Annotated in this window: 15 protein-coding genes; 2 read left to right on the forward strand and 13 right to left on the reverse strand. The window is 48.0% G+C overall.

Going from position 1 to position 18,283, the window contains the following annotated elements; genetic code table 11:
- Positions 1–9: 9 nt before the first annotated feature.
- The 10 genes from def to ACDJ58_RS19780 all read right to left on the reverse strand — a co-directional run bounded on the left by def (position 10) and on the right by ACDJ58_RS19780 (position 12,907).
- Positions 10–498 carry a peptide deformylase gene (gene def / locus ACDJ58_RS19735; RefSeq protein ID WP_413372530.1) on the reverse strand — a complete coding sequence of 163 codons (489 nt, stop codon included), beginning with the start codon at positions 496–498 and terminating at the stop codon, positions 10–12.
- A gap of 181 nt (positions 499–679) precedes the next feature.
- Positions 680–3,229 (reverse strand): primosomal protein N', encoded by a 2,550-nt coding sequence (gene priA / locus ACDJ58_RS19740; RefSeq protein WP_413372531.1) that lies wholly within the window; start codon positions 3,227–3,229, stop codon positions 680–682.
- Between the two features lies 1 nt (position 3,230).
- The gene (coaBC, locus tag ACDJ58_RS19745; RefSeq protein ID WP_413372532.1) at positions 3,231–4,466 is read right to left on the reverse strand and encodes a bifunctional phosphopantothenoylcysteine decarboxylase/phosphopantothenate--cysteine ligase CoaBC; all 1,236 of its coding nucleotides are present in this window, start codon (positions 4,464–4,466) and stop codon (positions 3,231–3,233) included.
- Between the two features lie 304 nt (positions 4,467–4,770).
- Positions 4,771–4,986 carry a DNA-directed RNA polymerase subunit omega gene (rpoZ, locus tag ACDJ58_RS19750; protein ID WP_024631120.1) on the reverse strand — a complete coding sequence of 72 codons (216 nt, stop codon included), beginning with the start codon at positions 4,984–4,986 and terminating at the stop codon, positions 4,771–4,773.
- A gap of 154 nt (positions 4,987–5,140) precedes the next feature.
- Positions 5,141–5,713, reverse strand: a complete 573-nt coding sequence (gmk, locus tag ACDJ58_RS19755; RefSeq protein WP_413372533.1) for a guanylate kinase — start codon at positions 5,711–5,713, stop codon at positions 5,141–5,143.
- 13 nt (positions 5,714–5,726) lie between these two features.
- The gene (gene remA, locus ACDJ58_RS19760; protein WP_006209218.1) at positions 5,727–5,987 is read right to left on the reverse strand and encodes an extracellular matrix/biofilm regulator RemA; all 261 of its coding nucleotides are present in this window, start codon (positions 5,985–5,987) and stop codon (positions 5,727–5,729) included.
- A 51-nt stretch (positions 5,988–6,038) separates the two neighbouring features.
- Positions 6,039–6,938, reverse strand: a complete 900-nt coding sequence (locus ACDJ58_RS19765) for a YicC/YloC family endoribonuclease (protein ID WP_413372534.1) — start codon at positions 6,936–6,938, stop codon at positions 6,039–6,041.
- Between the two features lie 19 nt (positions 6,939–6,957).
- The gene (locus ACDJ58_RS19770; RefSeq protein WP_413372535.1) at positions 6,958–8,847 is read right to left on the reverse strand and encodes a bifunctional homocysteine S-methyltransferase/methylenetetrahydrofolate reductase; all 1,890 of its coding nucleotides are present in this window, start codon (positions 8,845–8,847) and stop codon (positions 6,958–6,960) included.
- Positions 8,848–9,023: 176 nt separating this feature from the next.
- Positions 9,024–9,857: a diaminopimelate epimerase gene (gene dapF / locus ACDJ58_RS19775; RefSeq protein ID WP_076288227.1), complete on the reverse strand. Its 834-nt coding sequence runs from the start codon at positions 9,855–9,857 to the stop codon at positions 9,024–9,026.
- A 185-nt stretch (positions 9,858–10,042) separates the two neighbouring features.
- Positions 10,043–12,907, reverse strand: coding sequence for a calcium-translocating P-type ATPase, SERCA-type (locus ACDJ58_RS19780; protein ID WP_413372536.1), 2,865 nt, complete (start codon positions 12,905–12,907; stop codon positions 10,043–10,045).
- Positions 12,908–13,221: 314 nt separating this feature from the next.
- Between ACDJ58_RS19780 and ACDJ58_RS19785 the strand changes: the two genes are divergently transcribed.
- Together ACDJ58_RS19785 and ACDJ58_RS19790 are read left to right on the forward strand one after the other, a co-directional pair.
- A complete protein-coding gene (locus ACDJ58_RS19785) occupies positions 13,222–14,991 on the forward strand; it encodes an NFACT family protein (RefSeq protein WP_413372538.1) in 1,770 nt (589 codons plus the stop codon).
- 177 nt (positions 14,992–15,168) lie between these two features.
- Positions 15,169–15,624, forward strand: a complete 456-nt coding sequence (locus tag ACDJ58_RS19790) for an N-acetyltransferase family protein (RefSeq protein WP_413379748.1) — start codon at positions 15,169–15,171, stop codon at positions 15,622–15,624.
- A 105-nt stretch (positions 15,625–15,729) separates the two neighbouring features.
- On the opposite strand, the gene ACDJ58_RS19795 is transcribed toward ACDJ58_RS19790, so the two are convergent.
- From ACDJ58_RS19795 to ACDJ58_RS19805, 3 genes are all read right to left on the reverse strand, one after another.
- Entirely contained in the window at positions 15,730–16,590 is an 861-nt protein-coding gene (locus ACDJ58_RS19795; RefSeq protein ID WP_413372539.1) for a PHP domain-containing protein, read from the reverse strand.
- A 63-nt stretch (positions 16,591–16,653) separates the two neighbouring features.
- A complete protein-coding gene (locus ACDJ58_RS19800; protein WP_413372540.1) occupies positions 16,654–17,571 on the reverse strand; it encodes a selenium metabolism-associated LysR family transcriptional regulator in 918 nt (305 codons plus the stop codon).
- Between the two features lie 131 nt (positions 17,572–17,702).
- Complete coding sequence (locus tag ACDJ58_RS19805; protein WP_063565592.1) at positions 17,703–18,140, reverse strand: hypothetical protein; 438 nt, start codon at positions 18,138–18,140, stop codon at positions 17,703–17,705.
- Positions 18,141–18,283: the final 143 nt, after the last annotated feature.

Raw genomic sequence — 18,283 nt, forward strand, 5'->3', positions numbered from 1 at the left:
GATCACTCCTTAGTTACGACGCGGCCCGGTTTGATCGGCTGCAATTTCGTATACCTTTTCAGCAATATCCGTAAAGAGTACGCCATCCAAATGGTCAATCTCATGTTGGAATGCGCGAGACAACAATCCGCTACCCGTAATAATCAGTTCCTTGCCTTCGCGGTCCAGCCCTTTGACTGTAACCGTCTCAAAACGATGCACATCACCGTTAATGCCAGGAATACTCAAGCATCCTTCGGGTCCAAATTGCTCTCCCTCGCTCGAAATAATCTCCGGATTGATCATCTTGATCAGGCCCTGCTCATCTCCGCAATCGATCACAATAAGGCGTTTTAAAATACCAACCTGTGGTGCAGCCAGACCTACGCCTTCTGCGTCATACATCGTATCTGCCATATCATCCAGCAGTTTCTGTACATTGGGTGTGACTTTAGTTACTTCTTTAGCTCTTTTGTGTAGTACCTCATCCGGTTCTTTCACGATAATACGAATCGACATGTTGTAAGCACCTTCCTAATCCTCATCATAATTTCAGGACATCAGGCTCTTTTCAAAAATAGTACTGATTTTCTGCTATGTAGCAGGTATCAAAAACTGATTTTAAGATCGAGCCATCATTCATGTTGTTTTTAATCTATGTTTATACCGCTTGTTTACATCCGCATTTTACTACAAATGCTCACATTAACATTTGCGGGTCTACATCCAGACTAATTTGCAGTTTTTGCGCCTGAACGTCGTCGTCCATGCGCCGGGCCGTCGCGAGCGCCAGTCCAATGGCGTCGACATCCCCCCGCCATTTTATCATACATTGGAATCTGTATCTATTCTTGATCCGAGGAATCGGTGATGCTACCGGGCCAAGCACGTCAAAGGCATCATTGCTGAAACGATCCAAACTGCCTAACCAGCCAGCAGCATTTGCCTTTTCTTTCAGTATTCGTGTATAGTTCTCAGCCAGCCGAATCAGTACCGGAAGCTGCTCATGTGAGAAAGTAACCAAAATCAGGCGACAGTAAGGTGGGTACTGCAAATTGCGCCGATGCAATAATTCCTCACGGACAAACGAAACATAGTCATGCTGGCTCGCATGCCCAATCGAATAATGCTCTGGTGTATAGGACTGAACGAACACCTCGCCTGGAAGTTGATGTCGACCTGCACGGCCCGCCACCTGGGTGAGCAGCTGAAATGTTTTTTCGGCAGCCCGGAAATCTGGCAAATTGAGTGCCGAGTCTGCTGTGATGACACCAACCAGGGTGACATCAGGAAAATCAAGCCCTTTGGCAACCATCTGGGTACCCAGCAATACGTCTGCCTTTTTCTCGCGAAACTGCTTCAATAGCTTCTCATGCGAACCTTTTTCGCTCGTTGTATCCACGTCCATCCGAATGACGCGAATACCCGGGAACAGCTTCGCCAATTCTTCCTCTACCCGCTGCGTACCAGTACCGAAATATCGAATATGCTCGCTACCGCAATCCGGGCACACTTCTGGTGCCGCTTCCGCATATCCACAATAGTGACAACGAAGATTGTTGGAGCGCTGATGATAGGTTAATGAAATATCACACTCGGGACAGCCTGCGACGTATCCACAACTGCGACACATCACAAAGGTGGAATATCCGCGTCGATTCAGCAGAAGCACGGTCTGTTCCCCACGTTCCAGCCGTTCTTCGAGCCCTTTGTGCAAGGCACGGCTGAACATCGAGCGATTTCCATCCTTCAACTCTTCACGCATATCAACAATCCGTACCTCCGGCAGCTTATTACCAAGTGCGCGGGTAGGCATCTCCAACAACAGTGGTGCAAAATCATCATTGCTCTGTGAACGAGCAGCATAGTAACTTTCCAGCGAAGGTGTCGCTGAACCCAGTACAACGACCGCCTGGTGCTGCTGTGCTCTTTTTACCGCCACATCACGGGCATGATATTTCGGGGTTTCTTCCTGTTTATATGAAGTCTCGTGCTCCTCGTCCATAATGATCAAACCAAGACGACTGAACGGAGCAAAGACTGCTGAACGGGCGCCAATGGCAACTTTCACCTGACCTTCCCGAATTTTGCGCCACTCATCATAACGCTCTCCACCAGACAACCGACTGTGCATCACGGCAACCTGATCACCAAAACGTCCTTTAAAACGCTCAACCATCTGCGGTGTCAATGCAATCTCGGGTACAAGCACAATTGCCTGTCGATCCTGTTCAATACAGCGCTGAATGGTCTGGAGGTATACTTCCGTCTTGCCGCTGCCTGTTACACCATGAAGCAAAAAGACGCCATGGCGCCTTTCCTGTAATCGACCATTGATATTGTTATAGACAAGCTGCTGCTCGTCGGTCAGATTCAGTGGCTCGGTCGCACGAAACTTACGTCCCTGATAAGGGTCACGAAAGACTTCGACGTCCTCCGTCACAACCAACCCTTTCTCCTCAAGCCCTTTGACTGTAGCCGCTGATACCTGAAGTGTAGACAGCAATTCTTTCATCGCCATCGGCAACAGTTCTTTCATTTCCAGCAAGAAAGCCAAAACTTCCTTCTGCCGTTGTGCCTTTGCCGGGAATGAATTCAATGCCTCTTCCGCAGCCGTTACATCCACAGCTAGATCAATGGATTTCATCGTTTTTTTATTCAGCTTGTCCTTAATCGCCTGGCTTTCCAGCAAGATACCACTGAGCAACAACTTCTTGATCAGCGCAGCATGATTGGGGTATTTACGACTCAATTGTTGGAGGGGAACCTGCCCACGACTCTTCACAAAACGAATAATATCTTGCTGCACTTTTTCTGAAGTCGATTCTTCTCCCCACACAAAAAGAACTTCTTCACCTGACGCCGAACCTTCCATTTGTCCATCCAGGGCATCTCCAAGTGAGATATAACGTTCTGCTTTCCCTTTCAGCGCGGTCGGTATCATCACCTGCAAAGACAAAATACGGTTGCTGGCATATCGCTCACTCATCCATTCCGCTAATTCAACCAAATCTTCAGACAACGGTGGAACGATATCCAACAGCTCCTGAATCGGTTTGAGTTTGAAAGTCTCCGTACCCGTGCGAGGCACCAGATCAATCACGAATCCCTGCACCGTCCGATGACCAAAAGGTACACCTACCCTGCTGCCAATCTCAATCCATTCACGCATGGATTCCGGCACCAGATAATCAAAAGGCCGGTCCGTCTGCTTCACAGGAACATCGACAATAACCTTGGCGATCTCCATATTAATTCCTCCCGGCAATGCGCTCCGCCGCAATTGAAAGCAACCGGCGGGCCACCTCATCCTTGGCCACCACCTGAAGCTCTTCCACTAAACCTTCACGGTCATAGATGTGCACCGCGTTGGTATCTGTTCCAAATCCGGCACCCGCCTGGGTGACATCATTGGCTACGATCAGATCACAGTTTTTCCGTTCCAGTTTCTCACGTGCATACATTTCTAATGAATTTGTCTCGGCAGCAAAACCAATCAAAAATTGATGACTCTTCTGCTTACCCAGCGTTTCAAGAATATCTATATTTTTAATAAGTTCAAGCGATAATGTATCGCCTTTCTTCTTGATTTTCTCCGTGTACACTTCCTTGGGACGATAATCCGCAACAGCTGCGGCCTTAACCACGATATCTGCATCATCCCATTGGCCTGCTACCGCATCATACATATCCTGCGCAGACTGTACCGGGATCACATGTACATTGGCTGGTGGCTGAACCTGGGTATTTCCCATAACCAAGGTCACATCTGCCCCCAGATCACGCGCTGCCGCTGCAATGGCAAAACCCATTTTTCCTGAGGAATCATTGGTAATATATCTTACCGGATCAATGCGTTCAATGGTTCCTCCTGCAGTGACCACAACCTTCTTCCCGCTCAACAAAGAAAGCTGTTTATTACGTTCCCGTTTTGCAGACTCCTGCTGCTCAAAAAAGCGTTCCACCACATCGACAATCGTCTCTGGCTCTTCCAAACGCCCTTTGCCCACATACCCGCACGCCAGTTGTCCTTCACCCGGTTCAATCATCATGGTTCCGCGCTCAGTTAACAGGCACATATTATGTTTTACCGCCGGATGATCATACATATGTACATTCATCGCTGGCGCAATCATCACCGGAGCAGTGGTTGCAAGCAAGGTTGTTGAGAGCATATCATCTGCCATGCCATTTGCCATTTTGGCAATCACATTGGCTGTTGCCGGAGCAACCAACACAAGATCGGCCATATCAGCCAGATGGATATGCGAGACGACCGAAGGCTCCCGCTCATCAAATGTATCACTATATACCACATTTCGGGTCAAGGTTTGCAGCGTTAATTCGGTAATAAACTGTTTGGCGGAATCCGTCATAATGACATGAACGTCCGCTCCTTTTTGCACCAGCCTGCTGCATAATGTAGCCGCTTTGTATGCGGCTATGCCGCCAGTCACACCAAGCACGATTTTTTTACCGTTCAACATGGTTATCCCCCCGATATATACGACGTTTATAGAGGTTGTTCAAAAAGTCCGCTTTTGATTACGAATCATGCCTAGCGGCATCATCAGCATCGAATATGAAATTCAGCCGAAATGTCCGTTGCTCACGTAGTTTTCTCTACGCTCCGCTACTCCATTTCTAGCTTCATTCCATCTTCTCGGTTTTGAAAAACAGACTTTTTGAACACGCAATTAAAAGGATGAATAGAGAAAAAAATAACAACCTCGCGGTTGTCAAATAAATCCGGCTTGCGCCGTATGCAGTTGAAGAGCAGCCGCAGGCGGCTTACTCTTCTTCCTCTTCGTCCTGTCCTTTGATGACAACGAGCAGATCACCATAAATTTCTTCAAGTGCAACGCCAACCTGTTTATGGGATCTGGCATTTCTCAAATCCGTTTTCTCACCTTCACGAAGCTGTCTTGCCCGGCGGGAAGCGGCAACAACAAGGGAATACTTGCTGTCGACTTTGTTCATCATTTCATCAATAGAAGGATACAGCATATTTACAAAACACCTCTTTGCATTAGTATAATCACAATTCGCCGCCTGACGGAATCATGGTGCACCGCTGGATACGTTAACCAGACTGGAGCTACTCTCATATATCCTATGACAGCAGCTCCATTGATTATCGCATTTTGCGGCGGCAAATGGATTATTTATTGATCTTACAATGTTCGGCGATAATGATGCTTTCTATTCGTTTACACGCCAAATCAATTTCATCATTAACGACAGCGTAATCGTACTGCTCCAGCAGACTGATCTCATCTACCGCGACGGACATCCGATGATCAATCGTCGCCTGACTTTCCGTACCACGGCCCTGAATGCGATCTTTAAGCTCGTCCAATGAAGGAGGCAACAGAAATACAAAGATCCCTTCCGGGAACTTTTCTTTCACTTTCAACGCGCCTTGAACTTCAATCTCAAGAATGATGTCTCGGCCTTCGTTAATCGTTTTCTCCACAAAATCACGCGGTGTTCCGTAATAGTTCCCTACATATTCTGCGTGTTCCAACAATTGATCTTCAGCAATCATGTTCAGGAATTCATCATGGCTTCTGAAGAAATAATTGACGCCATGTTCCTCACCCAGACGTGGCTGACGAGTCGTTGCCGATACAGAATAAATCAATTCCGGCACCCGTTTGCGCAAAGCGCTGCATACTGTACCCTTCCCGACCCCTGATGGGCCAGACAACACTACCAGTAATCCCTTAGACATATTACACTCCATTTTATTCGTCGTTGTCATCATCTTTCGAAGAAAGACGATGGGCGACCGTTTCTGGCTGAACCGCAGACAGAATGACATGATCGCTATCCGTAATAATAACGGCACGAGTACGTCTTCCGTACGTTGCGTCTATCAGCATATGACGGTCTCTTGCCTCTTGTATAATTCTCTTGATCGGCGCCGATTCCGGACTCACGATGGATATAATCCGGTTCGCCGATACGATGTTACCGAATCCAATGTTAATGAGTTTGATTGCCATAATCAGGTTCTTCCCCCTATACATGCGACTCTTTTGCCGAAATATGACCGTTCATTCGATATTCGCCGTTTGCTCACGAATTTTCTCCAGTTCCGCCTTCATCTCGACAACACGGTTCACCAGAGCCAAATGGTTGGCTTTTGATCCAATCGTATTGACTTCCCTATTCATCTCCTGAATAAGAAAGTCCAACTTGCGGCCTACTGGCTCATCACTTTTCAGCAGTTCCCTGCTCTGTCCAAAGTGACTCAGTAGACGCGTAAGCTCTTCCTCTATGTTAGAACGATCGGCAAACATAGCAATTTCCATACCCAATTTATGCTCGTCAAAAGGGAAAGAGCCTTCTTCCTGCATTTCCGTAAGCCTTTGTCTTAACTTGTTGCGATGATCACTCACCACAGTCGGCGCAAGAGCAAGCATCTCGGTATGCAGTGATTCCAGACGACAGACACGTCGTTCCAGATCACTGGCCAAATGAAGACCCTCGCGGGCGCGCATCTGCTCCAGACCGGATAAAGCCTCTTCCAACCCCTGCTGCAGGACACGCTCCCATTCGTCCTTCTGCTCTTCCGGAAGCGAACTCGTCCCATCCGAATGAACCATGACCTCTGGAAGTGCCAGCATATCCATAATGCTCGGTTTGCCCTGCATACCATAGCGGCTCTCCAATTGCTCTGCGGCCTGAAGATAGGCCCTGACCGCCTGCTCATTCAGAACAGCGGGAAGAGCCTGGTCTTCATCTTTTTCTTTCATCACATAAACATCAATCCGCCCACGTTTTAAGCGGCTCTGTACCTTTTTCCTCAATCCGTCTTCATAACACGTCCACTCTCTCGGGAGACGCATCATCACTTCGCAATAACGATGATTGACAGACTTGATTTCCAATTGTACCTTATAGCCTCCAAAATGAAAGGCGGATTGACCGTATCCGGTCATACTGAATGACATCGGCATCACATCCGTTACACTATTGTAATTGATTATTAGGGTTGAAACAAGTAGGACATTGATGCTCCGACTTCTCCCACACATATTGGGTCAGTTCGGCCGTCATACTATAGAACATAAATGGAGTCATTAAATAGATTCCTTTGAAATGTTTTGTTGCTACATCCAGAAGCTCCTTGGCTATCTTCACACCCATTGCTCGACCTTCTTCGCCTTCGAGGCCAGCCATCCGGGAGCGCACTTCATCAGACAGCTGAATACCCGGAACCTCATTATGCAGATACTCTGCATTTCGGCCGCTCGCTAACGGCATCACCCCTACAAAGATCGGCACATCCAGATGTTTGGTCGCTTCATGCATGGCTACGATTAGTTCGGGATCGTATACCGGCTGCGTCATAATATAATCGGCCCCGGAAGCAATCTTTTTCTCAAGCCGCTGTACAGCTTTATCCAGATGTTTCACATTCGGGTTAAATGCGGCACCGATAACAAAACCCGCCTTCTGTTTGAGCGGTTTACCGGAGAAGGACACGCCGTCGTTCAACTGCTTGATCATACGTATAATTTCAAAAGAAGTCAGATCGTATACCGAGCTTGATCCGGGTAAGTCTCCAAATCGTGCAGGGTCACCTGTTACAGCAAGTACATGATTAATGCCTAGAGCATCAAATCCCATCATGTGCGACTGTGTCCCGATCAGATTCCGGTCACGACATGCAATATGCACCAGTGGGCGCAATCCTGTACGATCCTGAACAAGATGGCCGAGAGCCATATTACTCATCCGGGTAACCGCTAGAGAGTTATCAGCCAATGTTAACGCGTCTGCACCAGCCGCTTTCAATGTCTCGGCACCTTTCATGAACTTCGCAATGTCTAGATCACGCGGCGGGTCAAGTTCGACGATGACCGTATGGCGTTGTTTGACCAGATCCACAATCGTGGGCTGCCCACCCCGTCCAGACCGTTCATCTACATTCTCATGCAGAATAATACGTGGTTTCGACTCGGATGGATCAGGTTCCAGTATTGGAACAGGTGTGTATTCAACAAGAGCCTGAGCAATTGCCGCGATATGATCAGGTGTTGTACCACAGCAGCCTCCGATGATACGTGCGCCCAGATCAGCGAATTGCACTGCGGTCTGTCCGAAGTACTCCGGAGACGCTCCGTAACGGAACTGACCGTCGACGTAGTCAGCTGCACCCGCATTCGGGTAAACAGACATTGGGATACCGATACGACCTGATACCGTTTCCATCGCCCGCATAATTCCGTTTGGACCGGAACGGCAGTTGAAACCAATGACGTCAGCCCCTTGCTCACGCATGATTCGGAAAGCTTCAGGCATCGTATATCCATCCAGTGTGTGCCCTACATCCTCAACAGCGAACTGTCCAATTACCGGAAGATCACTCAGCTTGCGCGCCTGTAGAAGGGCGATATCCATCTCCTCGATATCATAGAAGGTTTCGAGCAGAATGCCGTCCACTCCTTCATCGAGCAGTGCAAAAATCTGTTGCTGATAGAAACGCTTCAACTCACTTGTTGATACGTTCGTCCGCTTTCCTCCACGAATGGAGCCAACCGCGCCCAGAACATAACCGTTTGCGCCAGCTACTTCTTTGGCGATACGCACACCTGCACGGTTGACATCCTCGACCTTGGACTCCAGACCAAACTTGGATAACTTATCGTAATTGGCAGAGTACGTATTGGTTTCATGAATTTCCGTACCCGCATCGCGATAACGACGATGCACATCTGCCACCACTTCAGGTGAAATCAAGTTCAACTCTTCATAAGAAATCCCTACCGGGAATCCCATCTGATACAGGAAAGTTCCCATCGCCCCATCCCCTATGAGGACCCGTTCCTGCATTACACTGCGTAAATCCGCCTTCATCCCTTTTCCCCCCGCCTGACTGATCATTTCATACTAATGTAACACAAAAAACATCTGAAAACGAAGAAAAACACAGGTTTTTCGTGAAATTCAGTCTCCATAACCATCTGAACAAGTATGAATTCATATAACTGCAAAAAAAGAGGCCCTAAGGCCTCCTCATTTAAACGTATTCTTTACGAAGTGACTCCCTTGAAAACAACTTCAGCAGGTCCAGTCATGTAGACGTGATTGTCTGCTTCGTTCCACTCAATATGAAGATCCCCGCCCTTGAGACTGATCACCGCTGTGCGATCCGTATGTCCGTTCAGAACGGATGATACCAGTGTTGCGCAAGCTCCGGTTCCACAGGCCAGTGTTGGTCCAGCACCGCGTTCCCACACACGCATGTCCACATATCCGCGATCGCGAACTGTTGCGAACTCTACATTGATTTTTTTCGGGAACATGGGATGAACCTCAAGAAGTGGCCCCCATGTCGATAGATCGAAATTCACAGCATCATCCACATAGATGACTGCATGAGGATTACCCATGGAGACAGCCGTAAATTTGAACTCTTGTCCATTTGCTTCAATGGAATGATCCACCACCGGATTAGCATCGACAGTGGTTGGAACCTGAAGTCCATTCAGGATAGGTTCTCCCATATCCACTCGAACGGTTTCCACTTTACCATCACGAATGTTCAAGCTTACTGGTTGTACACCCGCACCAATGGTTTCAATCGTAATCTGTTCTTGGGTCACATGACCGTGATCATATACATATTTGGATACACAGCGTATGGCATTGCCACATTGCTCTGCTTCCGAACCGTCCGAGTTCATGATGCGCATCTGAAAATCCGCCTTCTCTGAAGGCAGTATATAAACCAGGCCATCCGCGCCGATGCCGAAGAAACGGTTGCACCATTTCACAGCTAATTCTGCTGCATCAGCCGGAAGCTGTTGTTCTCCAAACACAACAATAAAATCGTTGCCGAGTCCATGCATTTTTGTAAATTCCATAAGCTTGCCCACTCCTTTTGGCAGTCTGCTGCCAAAGCGTTATTCTTGCTTCTCTACAGGATACCCCCGGAAATTCATATCCAACATTCCCAATAAAAAAAGCTATCCTGCAAAATGCCGAGGGATCTCGCCTCGAATCATTTTGAGGATAGCATAACGAAAACGGTAAGCAATTGCTATTGATTTTATGCCGAAAACTTTGTACTTTTCGGTACGAAGCGCCCAGGGCCCATTCGGCGACGGTTGCGACGACCTCCCCACACGCTGCCCACTCCCATAAGGAAGGTTGGAATACCTGCGGCAACGATGGAAATGGCCCATTCGCGCATACCCAGTGGTACTGTTTTGAAAATAGGCTGCAACGCCTCTACATACATGACCGCCAGCATCAGCACGATGGATGAAATAACTGCAAACACCAGATACTTGTTCTGCAATGGATTCCGGTGGAAAATGGAGCGGGAACTACGGCAGTCAAATACATGAATGAGCTGTGCCAAAACGAGAGTAGCAAAGGCAACAGATTGAGCTTTAATGAGCTGACCCGGTTCATCTGGCGCGGCCTGTAGGGTAAGCCAGAACGCCCCGAGTGTACAAAGCCCGATCAATACACCCCGACTGACGATTTTCCAACCCAGTCGTCTGGCAAAAATATTTTCCTTGGCGCCACGCGGCTTGTGTTCCATCAGATCTTTTTCCGGCTGATCCACACCGAGCGCCATCGCTGGCAATCCATCCGTCACCAGGTTGACCCACAGAATCTGGATCGGCACGAGTGGCAAAGGCAAGCCCATCATCATCGCGAAAAACATCGTTAAAATCTCGCCAACATTGGATGCCAGCAAATAGCGGATAAACTTGCGGATGTTCTCATAAATATTACGCCCTTCTTCAATTGCAGATACTATAGTAGAAAAATTATCATCACTCAGGATTAACGCCGATGCTTCCTTCGTCACATCCGTGCCTGTAATTCCCATCGCAATACCGATATCTGCCGCTTTGATAGCCGGTGCGTCATTCACGCCATCTCCGGTCATCGCTACGACATGTCCTTTGCGCTGCAATGATTTTACAATACGCAGTTTGTGCTCAGGCGATACTCGTGAGAACACGTAAATGCCCTCCACCTGTTTATCCAGTTGCTCGTCCGTCATGCCCGCCAATTGCTGGCCGCTAAGTGAAGCCCCACCCCGTGGAAGGATACTCAACTGCTGGGCGATAGCCTCTGCCGTCGTGCCATGATCGCCAGTGATCATAACGGTACGTATGCCTGCTCTGCGACAAGTCGCAATTGCATCCCGTGCTTCACGCCGCGGTGGATCAATCATACCTGCAAGTCCGACAAAGACGAGCTGGTTCTCGGCAGCATGTTCATTATCCACCTTTTCTTCCGGTCTTACTTCACGGTAAGCCATCCCGAGAACACGCAGTGCAGCCCCTGCCATACTCTCGTTCGCCGCCATAACTTTCTGCCGCAGAGTACCCGTGAATGGCACAACATTGCCTTCCCACAAAATGTAGCTGCATTGCCCGATCAGAACATCAGGTGCACCTTTGGTATAAATCATGCGCCCACCCTGATGGTGAACCAGGACCGACATCCGTTTCCGATCAGAATCGAACGGAAATTCCTGCTCACGTGCATATAACTCTTTGAGGCCAGCGGGGGTAAGCCCCATTTTGGAGGCCAGTGTTACGAGTGCGCCTTCCGTAGGGTCGCCTTTCAGCTCCCATACGACGCTGTCTTCCTTGACCGTTTCATTAACATGATCTTTCTTTGTACCTTTCTTCGCTTCTTTCTTACTATCCTTATTTGTCTCTTTGCCTTTCTTTTTATTCCGCATCTCATCCGCAACACTCTCGATAATACTGGCATTGTTACATAGTGCGCTAATCTGAAGCATTCTCCGCAATGTCTGGTCACTCTTCAGTTCCAAGGTACGACCATTCTCAATCATCTGTCCTTCCGGTGCATAACCATCCCCGGTGACCTTGATGCTGCGTCCCTCCAGCCACACGTCCGTAACCGTCATCTTGTTCTGGGTCAACGTACCCGTTTTATCCGAACAGATGACCGAGGCACAACCTAGGGTTTCGACGGAGGGAAGCTTGCGCACAATCGCTTTTCGTTTGATCATACGCTGTACGCCCAGAGCTAGCGCAATCGTTACAATCGCTGGCAACCCCTCTGGTATGGCGGCCACTGCGAGGCTGACCCCTGCCAGAAACATGCCTACTGCCGGTTGTCCATGCAGAATACCTGCAACAACAACCATGACGGTTAATCCGAGCGCCACAAAAATCAAAATTTTACCCAGCTGTTCCAGTCTGTGCTGCAGTGGTGTTTCCTGTTCCTCCGTATTCTGGATCAGATCGGCGATTTTGCCCATCTCGGTATCCATGCCCGTCCGAATCACAACAGCCTTTGCGGTACCACGTGTGACCATCGTTCCCATGAATCCAATGTTCTTCTGATCTCCGAGTGGCACGTCATCTGCAGCTATGGGAAGGCAATGTTTGCTTACAGGAACCGATTCCCCAGTAAGTGCTGATTCCTCCACATCGAGGCTGTTCGTGGACAGCCAGCGCACATCGGCAGGTATGCGATCACCGCTCTCCACAAGCACGATATCCCCCGGTACCAGAAGTTTGGCTGCAAGATGGACTTCCTGACCCGACCTGAGCACTTTGGCCAATGGAGCAGACAATTGTTTCAATGCACGAAGGGAACGCTCCGCCCGGAATTCCTGTACAAAACCAAGAATGGCATTAAGTACGATGATGGCAACAATCGTTACAGCATCCAAGTATTCTCCAAGCAATCCGGACACCAGCGTGGCTCCCATCAACACCAGAACCATGAAATCCTTAAATTGATTAAGCAATAATGTAATTGGAGATATGCGCTTTCCTTCGCTCAGCTCATTCGAACCGGCGGCCTTCCTTTTCTCTGTTGCAGTCTCTTCGGTTAATCCTTCCTCAAGACTGACGCCAAGAGTGTTACGAAGCTCTTCAACGCTTAGTTGGTGCCACTTGGTATGTTCCATGCTTCAAAATTCCCTCCCAGTCTGTATTTCCTCTGTAAAACGTCACACTTACTTCACCGGCTATGCTAATCAACAGGTTGTACGCGATGCCGGACAAACTACCTGCTCTATATGTATTCGGACAGGACCCTAATTAGCACCCGATGGCGAATCCTTTCCCTGATGGACAGAATAAGCTAAAATAAAGGTCTGCGGTCATACACGCAGTGGCAATCCGATTTTTTGCTATGCAAACGAATACGAATCTGCAACGGGTTCTTTTTTACATATCCCGGTGTTCATTTCAGTTATAGATAGAGAGGACGTTGAAAAAAATGGCATTGGACGGCATCGTAACACGAGCTATCGTACATGAACTGCAAGGCTGCAAGGGCGGACGCATCAGCAAAATACATCAACCTAACGGCCATGATGTTGTACTGACCCTCCGTGCTCAGCGCGGAAATAGCAAATTGCTTATTTCGGCCAGCCCGACATATCCGCGTGTGCACTTTACCGAAAAAACGTTTGTTAACCCTACTGAAGCTCCCATGTTCTGCATGCTGCTGCGCAAGCACTGTGAGGGAGCGATCATCGAGGAGATTCGTCAGGTTGGCATGGAGCGGATTATTCATATCGACGTGCGTCAGCGCGATGAACTGGGTGATGTTTCGGTCAAACGGATCATCATTGAACTGATGGGGCGTCACAGTAATATTGTTTTGGTCGATCCGATTACGGGAACGATTCTGGATGGGATTCATCACGTAACGCCGTCCATCAGCAGTTACCGGGTCATTATGCCTGGCTTTTCGTACACCGAACCACCAGAGCAGCATAAAAGCAATCCGCTGGAAGTGAGCAGCACTGAATTCGAAAATAGCTATACTGCTGCTGAAGAAGATGCCTCTCGCTGGCTGGTGAATTCATTCAGCGGTCTTAGTCCGCTGATCGCTGGAGAGATTGCCTCTCGGGTATCTGCCGATCAAGGTGACGATCAAGCTGCAAGCGAAGGTGAAGAAGCTCGAATCGAATCCGATGCGCTGTGGACTGCTTTTGAGTCCGTCATGGGGCCAGTAAGAGATAATAGTTATACGCCTGTGACCGGGCTGAATGCCAAAGGCAAAATGATTTTCTCGGCCGTTCAGCTTCAGAGCATTCAGGACGCAGAGAAAACCTATGACACGATGAGCAAGTGTATGGAGGATTATTACGGAGACAAGGCCGAGCGGGATACGGTCAAGCAAAGAGTGAGCGATCTTCTGCGTTTTCTGCAAAATGAGCGTAGCAAAAACATCAAAAAGCTGGACAACCTGAACAAGGATCTGCTGGAAGCCGACGATGCGGATAAATTCAGATTATGGGGTGAGCTGCTGTTTGCCTCCCTGCATCAGGTTAGTAAAGGGGACAAGAGTGTGGAGCTTGTGAACTTCTATGATGAAGATCAAGCCAACATAACCATTCAGCTTGACCCATTACTTACGCCGTCTGACAACGCACAACGTTATTTCAAACGATATAACAAATATAAGAACAGTCTGGCTGTTATTCATGAGCAACTTGGAAAAACGAAAGACGAGATCGACTATCTCGACAATCTGCTCCAGCAACTGTCTATCGCATCCATGAACGACATTGAGGAAATTCGCGATGAGCTTGTGCAACAGGGTTATCTTCGTGACCGCAACAAAAAAGGCAAAAAGAAAAAGAAAAACGACCGCCCTACAGTGCATCAATTTACTTCTTCAGAGGGAATTGAACTTCTCGTAGGCAAAAACAACCTGCAAAATGAGTACGTCACCAACCGTTTGGCTTCTTCCAATGACACTTGGTTGCATACCAAAGACATCCCTGGTTCACATGTCGTCATTCGCAGCACCGACTTTGGCGAAGCAACCCTGGAGGAAGCTGCACAACTCGCGGCTTACTTCAGTCAAGCCAAAGAATCCAGCAGCGTGCCGGTGGATTACACCTTTATCCGACATGTACGCAAACCAAGTGGCTCCAAACCAGGCTTTGTCATTTACGACCACCAGAAGACCCTGTTTGTGACGCCGAACGAAGAACTGGTTAAAAGTTTGCCATCCACGATCAAAAATGGATAAGATGCTTGCTTTTCAATCTTGTTAGGCAACATAAAATCCCCCGGAACAAAAGACTGTTCGGGGGATTTTCTTTGTTTAAAAGTTGACTTAACGCTGTTGATTCACTTTATTATTTTGAATATAAATTCATTTAAGTGTATAATAATTCAATTGAAATTTATAAATAATCTTCTAAGGATGTGTCCCGTGACTCTACATATCAGACCAACTCAGCCTAATGATGTACTGCCGCTGAGTGCATTAATGCACGAGTATGTCGTCGGGTTTTATAATAACCCCTGGCCTGGTGATCAGGCAATCGAGCTTTTGATCAAAAACCTGCTTGATCAGCAGATAGGTGTTCAATTCGTTGCAGAGCAGGACGGTGAGCTCATCGGGTTCGCTACACTCTACTTTACCTATAGCACGATGAAGGCAAACCGCGTTTCCATTATGAATGACTTGTTTGTGACGGAAGCTTGGAGAGAAGGCGAAGCCGAGGCCAAACTGTTTGAACACTGTCAGCAGTATACACGTGAACACGGATGTGCTTACATGTCCTGGATCACAGCAGCAACCAACGAGCGGGCACAGCAATTATTTGAACGTCTTGGAGCTGCTCGTGGCACTTGGGTGAATTATTCCATCACCTAGCCTAATTTATATGCAATTAAAAAGGACATAGAGACATGGCTAGCGACTAACGCTCATCCCATTTCTATGTCCTTTCATTATTTCCCCGTTCCGTTTTGCACCGAATCAAGACTTTCCGGCTGCAGCCCGGAGTTTATCGAGTACATCAATGGTTACGGTTTTGCTACCCAGATCCCCGTGGAAAACTACCCCTTGTCTTACACCATGGTAATCCGAACCACCTGTTTGAATGAGCCCAAATTCCCGTGCCAACTCCGCATATCTGAGCTCTTCTTCTGGTCCATGATCCGAATGAACCACTTCAATACCGTCAGGATGGGAGTCCACCAGAATGCGACGAACCAATTCATCGTCTCCGTATAAACCAGGATGGGCAATAACAGCAGCACCACCCGCATCTTTAATCCACTGGCATGCATCTTCCGGTGCAACTCGGGGGACCGACACAAAGCCCGGTTGGCCTTCAGCCAGATAACGATTGAACGCATCCCTCATATCAGCAGCATATCCTTTCCGTACCAACACATCGGCCATATGAGGTCTACCGATGCTTTCATCCGGTTCCAGCGGTCGGCCAAGGCCATCAATGACCTCCTGCCAGCTGATTTCAAGTCCAAGCTCCTGCAGCTTGGCAATGATCAGATGATTACGTTCTTCCCTCGCTTCCCGAAGCCCGCGCAGTCGCTCCAGAAATTGCTCATCTTCTGTATTCACAAAATACCCCAGCACATGAATATCCTTGCCACCCGCGCGGGTACTGATCTCTACCCCTGCCACAACGTCAATCCCATACTCACGGCCAGCCCGCTGTGCCTCGGCTACACCTGCTACTGTATCGTGATCTGTCAGCGCAACCGCAGACAGTCCTCTTTGTTTGGCGAGCTTCACATTCTCGGCAGGTGGCTGCATTCCGTCCGACGCTTGGCTATGGGTATGAAGATCACAACGTCCGTTAATTTGATGCATGAACAACAGCTCCTTTTTATATCAAATGATTAGCAGCACGGATTTAAAATAAATATGACCCTCTTATTCCGCTCGTCCTTCTGATGTTGTCTTCTCATGCTGACGTAAATAATTCAGGAAAGCTACTGCTGATAAGGGAAGCAATGAAGATTTCAGATGTATGGCGTAGAACTGTCGTTTGAACTCAAGTCCACGAATATCCACGATATGAACCAGTCCAAGGGCCAGTTCATGCTGAACCGACGACGGGGATAACATCGTGATACCCACACCCGCTTCCACGGCGGATTTTACAGCCCCTGTACTGCCAAGTTCCATCACCACATTCATGTCCTGCGGATCAATATTTCTCTTCTGCAACTGATCTTCCATCACCTGACGGGTACCCGAGCCTTTTTCCCGCAACACAAATGCGTAGTTCAGCACATCTTCAAGCTCTACTTTTCCACGGTCTGCCAGAGCATGCCCTGCCGGAACAATCAGCTTCAATTCATCCTGCATGACCGGCTCTACAATCATATCCGGGTGGTTTACTGGCGCTTCAATCAGTCCAAAGTTAAGCTGATGTTTCAAGATATCGTCCATAATTTGCGTAGTATTCATCACTTTCATAACGATCGAGATATCAGGGTATTGACGAGCAAAAGGACCCAGCATTCGTGGCAACACATACTCACCAATCGTCAAACTTGCCCCGAGCTGCAATCTCCCTTGAAGCATCTGTGTAAACGCGGACATCGCCTCATCTGTCTGTCTGACCAACTCTACACTGCGTTTGGCATGAGGCAGTAATGTCCGCCCCGCCTCGGATAATTCTATTTTCTTGGTAGAACGAAGCAGCAGCTTGGTCCCAAAATAATCCTCAAGTGATTGAATCTGCATCGTCACCGCAGGTTGTGTCATATGTAGTGCTTGCGCAGCCGCTGAAAAACTTCCCTTCTCTGCTACGGTATAAAAAATATGCAATTGATGAAAATTCATATCTTCGCCCCTCTTCTGTACGCTTTCCCCATTGTAGCCGATTTCCTGAATTCCAACAAAAAAAGCATGCAGCTTGTCTGCATGCGATGTAGCCTGAATCTATCAATTCGAAAATATGGATTATTCCAAACTTACTTATGCTTGCGACTGTTCTTGACAAGAGTCATTCGTCTTGAATGTCTTAGCCAAGAATAATACGATTTTAAATCCCGCAGTTCAATCGTCTCGGACATTTTCCCCAGAAACGTAACAACAATCATCTTATGAAGCGGATTGCCAGCAATGTCATATTCCCCTTCAAGTTCGGAAAATTCAGCAACCACGACCAGATCTTCGTCGATCAGGTAAACATCCTGCTCATTACGGTAGTATGGTGTAATACGGTCCTGCTTCAGACACTCCCATAACCATGCCGCAATATGGTCATCATCATTACGTGCCGGCTCAATACGGTCTGCATACCGCATCTTGGCATGATTGGTAATGACGATGTCGGCCACTTTTTTGTCTCCAAGAGCCACGAAAAAAGGCTCGTACGTGCTCCAACGTTGCATCACCTTATCACGCATGGGAATCACTCTCCACCAGATAGGACTTTCTATCTATTTATTTACCCAATATATTACAACATAAGTCCCGCAACCTCAAGGCGTAAGTTCAGATTTTTTCACAAAATCCAGTTTATGCCTAATTCAATAAAAGAGCGGCCCCG

Source organism: Paenibacillus taichungensis, from assembly GCF_047302525.1.
GTDB lineage: Bacteria > Bacillota > Bacilli > Paenibacillales > Paenibacillaceae > Paenibacillus > Paenibacillus taichungensis_B.

Bases quoted from the DNA above. Each gene is read 5' to 3' on its own strand.
- def (WP_413372530.1), bottom strand. From the start codon at position 498: ATGTCGATTCGTATTATCGTGAAAGAACCGGATGAGGTACTACACAAA.
- priA (WP_413372531.1), bottom strand. From the start codon at position 3,229: ATGGAGATCGCCAAGGTTATTGTCGATGTTCCTGTGAAGCAGACGGAC.
- coaBC (WP_413372532.1), bottom strand. From the start codon at position 4,466: ATGTTGAACGGTAAAAAAATCGTGCTTGGTGTGACTGGCGGCATAGCC.
- rpoZ (WP_024631120.1), bottom strand. From the start codon at position 4,986: ATGCTGTATCCTTCTATTGATGAAATGATGAACAAAGTCGACAGCAAG.
- gmk (WP_413372533.1), bottom strand. From the start codon at position 5,713: ATGTCTAAGGGATTACTGGTAGTGTTGTCTGGCCCATCAGGGGTCGGG.
- remA (WP_006209218.1), bottom strand. From the start codon at position 5,987: ATGGCAATCAAACTCATTAACATTGGATTCGGTAACATCGTATCGGCG.
- ACDJ58_RS19765 (WP_413372534.1), bottom strand. From the start codon at position 6,938: ATGTCATTCAGTATGACCGGATACGGTCAATCCGCCTTTCATTTTGGA.
- ACDJ58_RS19770 (WP_413372535.1), bottom strand. From the start codon at position 8,847: ATGAAGGCGGATTTACGCAGTGTAATGCAGGAACGGGTCCTCATAGGG.
- dapF (WP_076288227.1), bottom strand. From the start codon at position 9,857: ATGGAATTTACAAAAATGCATGGACTCGGCAACGATTTTATTGTTGTG.
- ACDJ58_RS19780 (WP_413372536.1), bottom strand. From the start codon at position 12,907: ATGGAACATACCAAGTGGCACCAACTAAGCGTTGAAGAGCTTCGTAAC.
- ACDJ58_RS19785 (WP_413372538.1), top strand. From the start codon at position 13,222: ATGGCATTGGACGGCATCGTAACACGAGCTATCGTACATGAACTGCAA.
- ACDJ58_RS19790 (WP_413379748.1), top strand. From the start codon at position 15,169: ATGTGTCCCGTGACTCTACATATCAGACCAACTCAGCCTAATGATGTA.
- ACDJ58_RS19795 (WP_413372539.1), bottom strand. From the start codon at position 16,590: ATGCATCAAATTAACGGACGTTGTGATCTTCATACCCATAGCCAAGCG.
- ACDJ58_RS19800 (WP_413372540.1), bottom strand. From the start codon at position 17,571: ATGAATTTTCATCAATTGCATATTTTTTATACCGTAGCAGAGAAGGGA.
- ACDJ58_RS19805 (WP_063565592.1), bottom strand. From the start codon at position 18,140: ATGCGTGATAAGGTGATGCAACGTTGGAGCACGTACGAGCCTTTTTTC.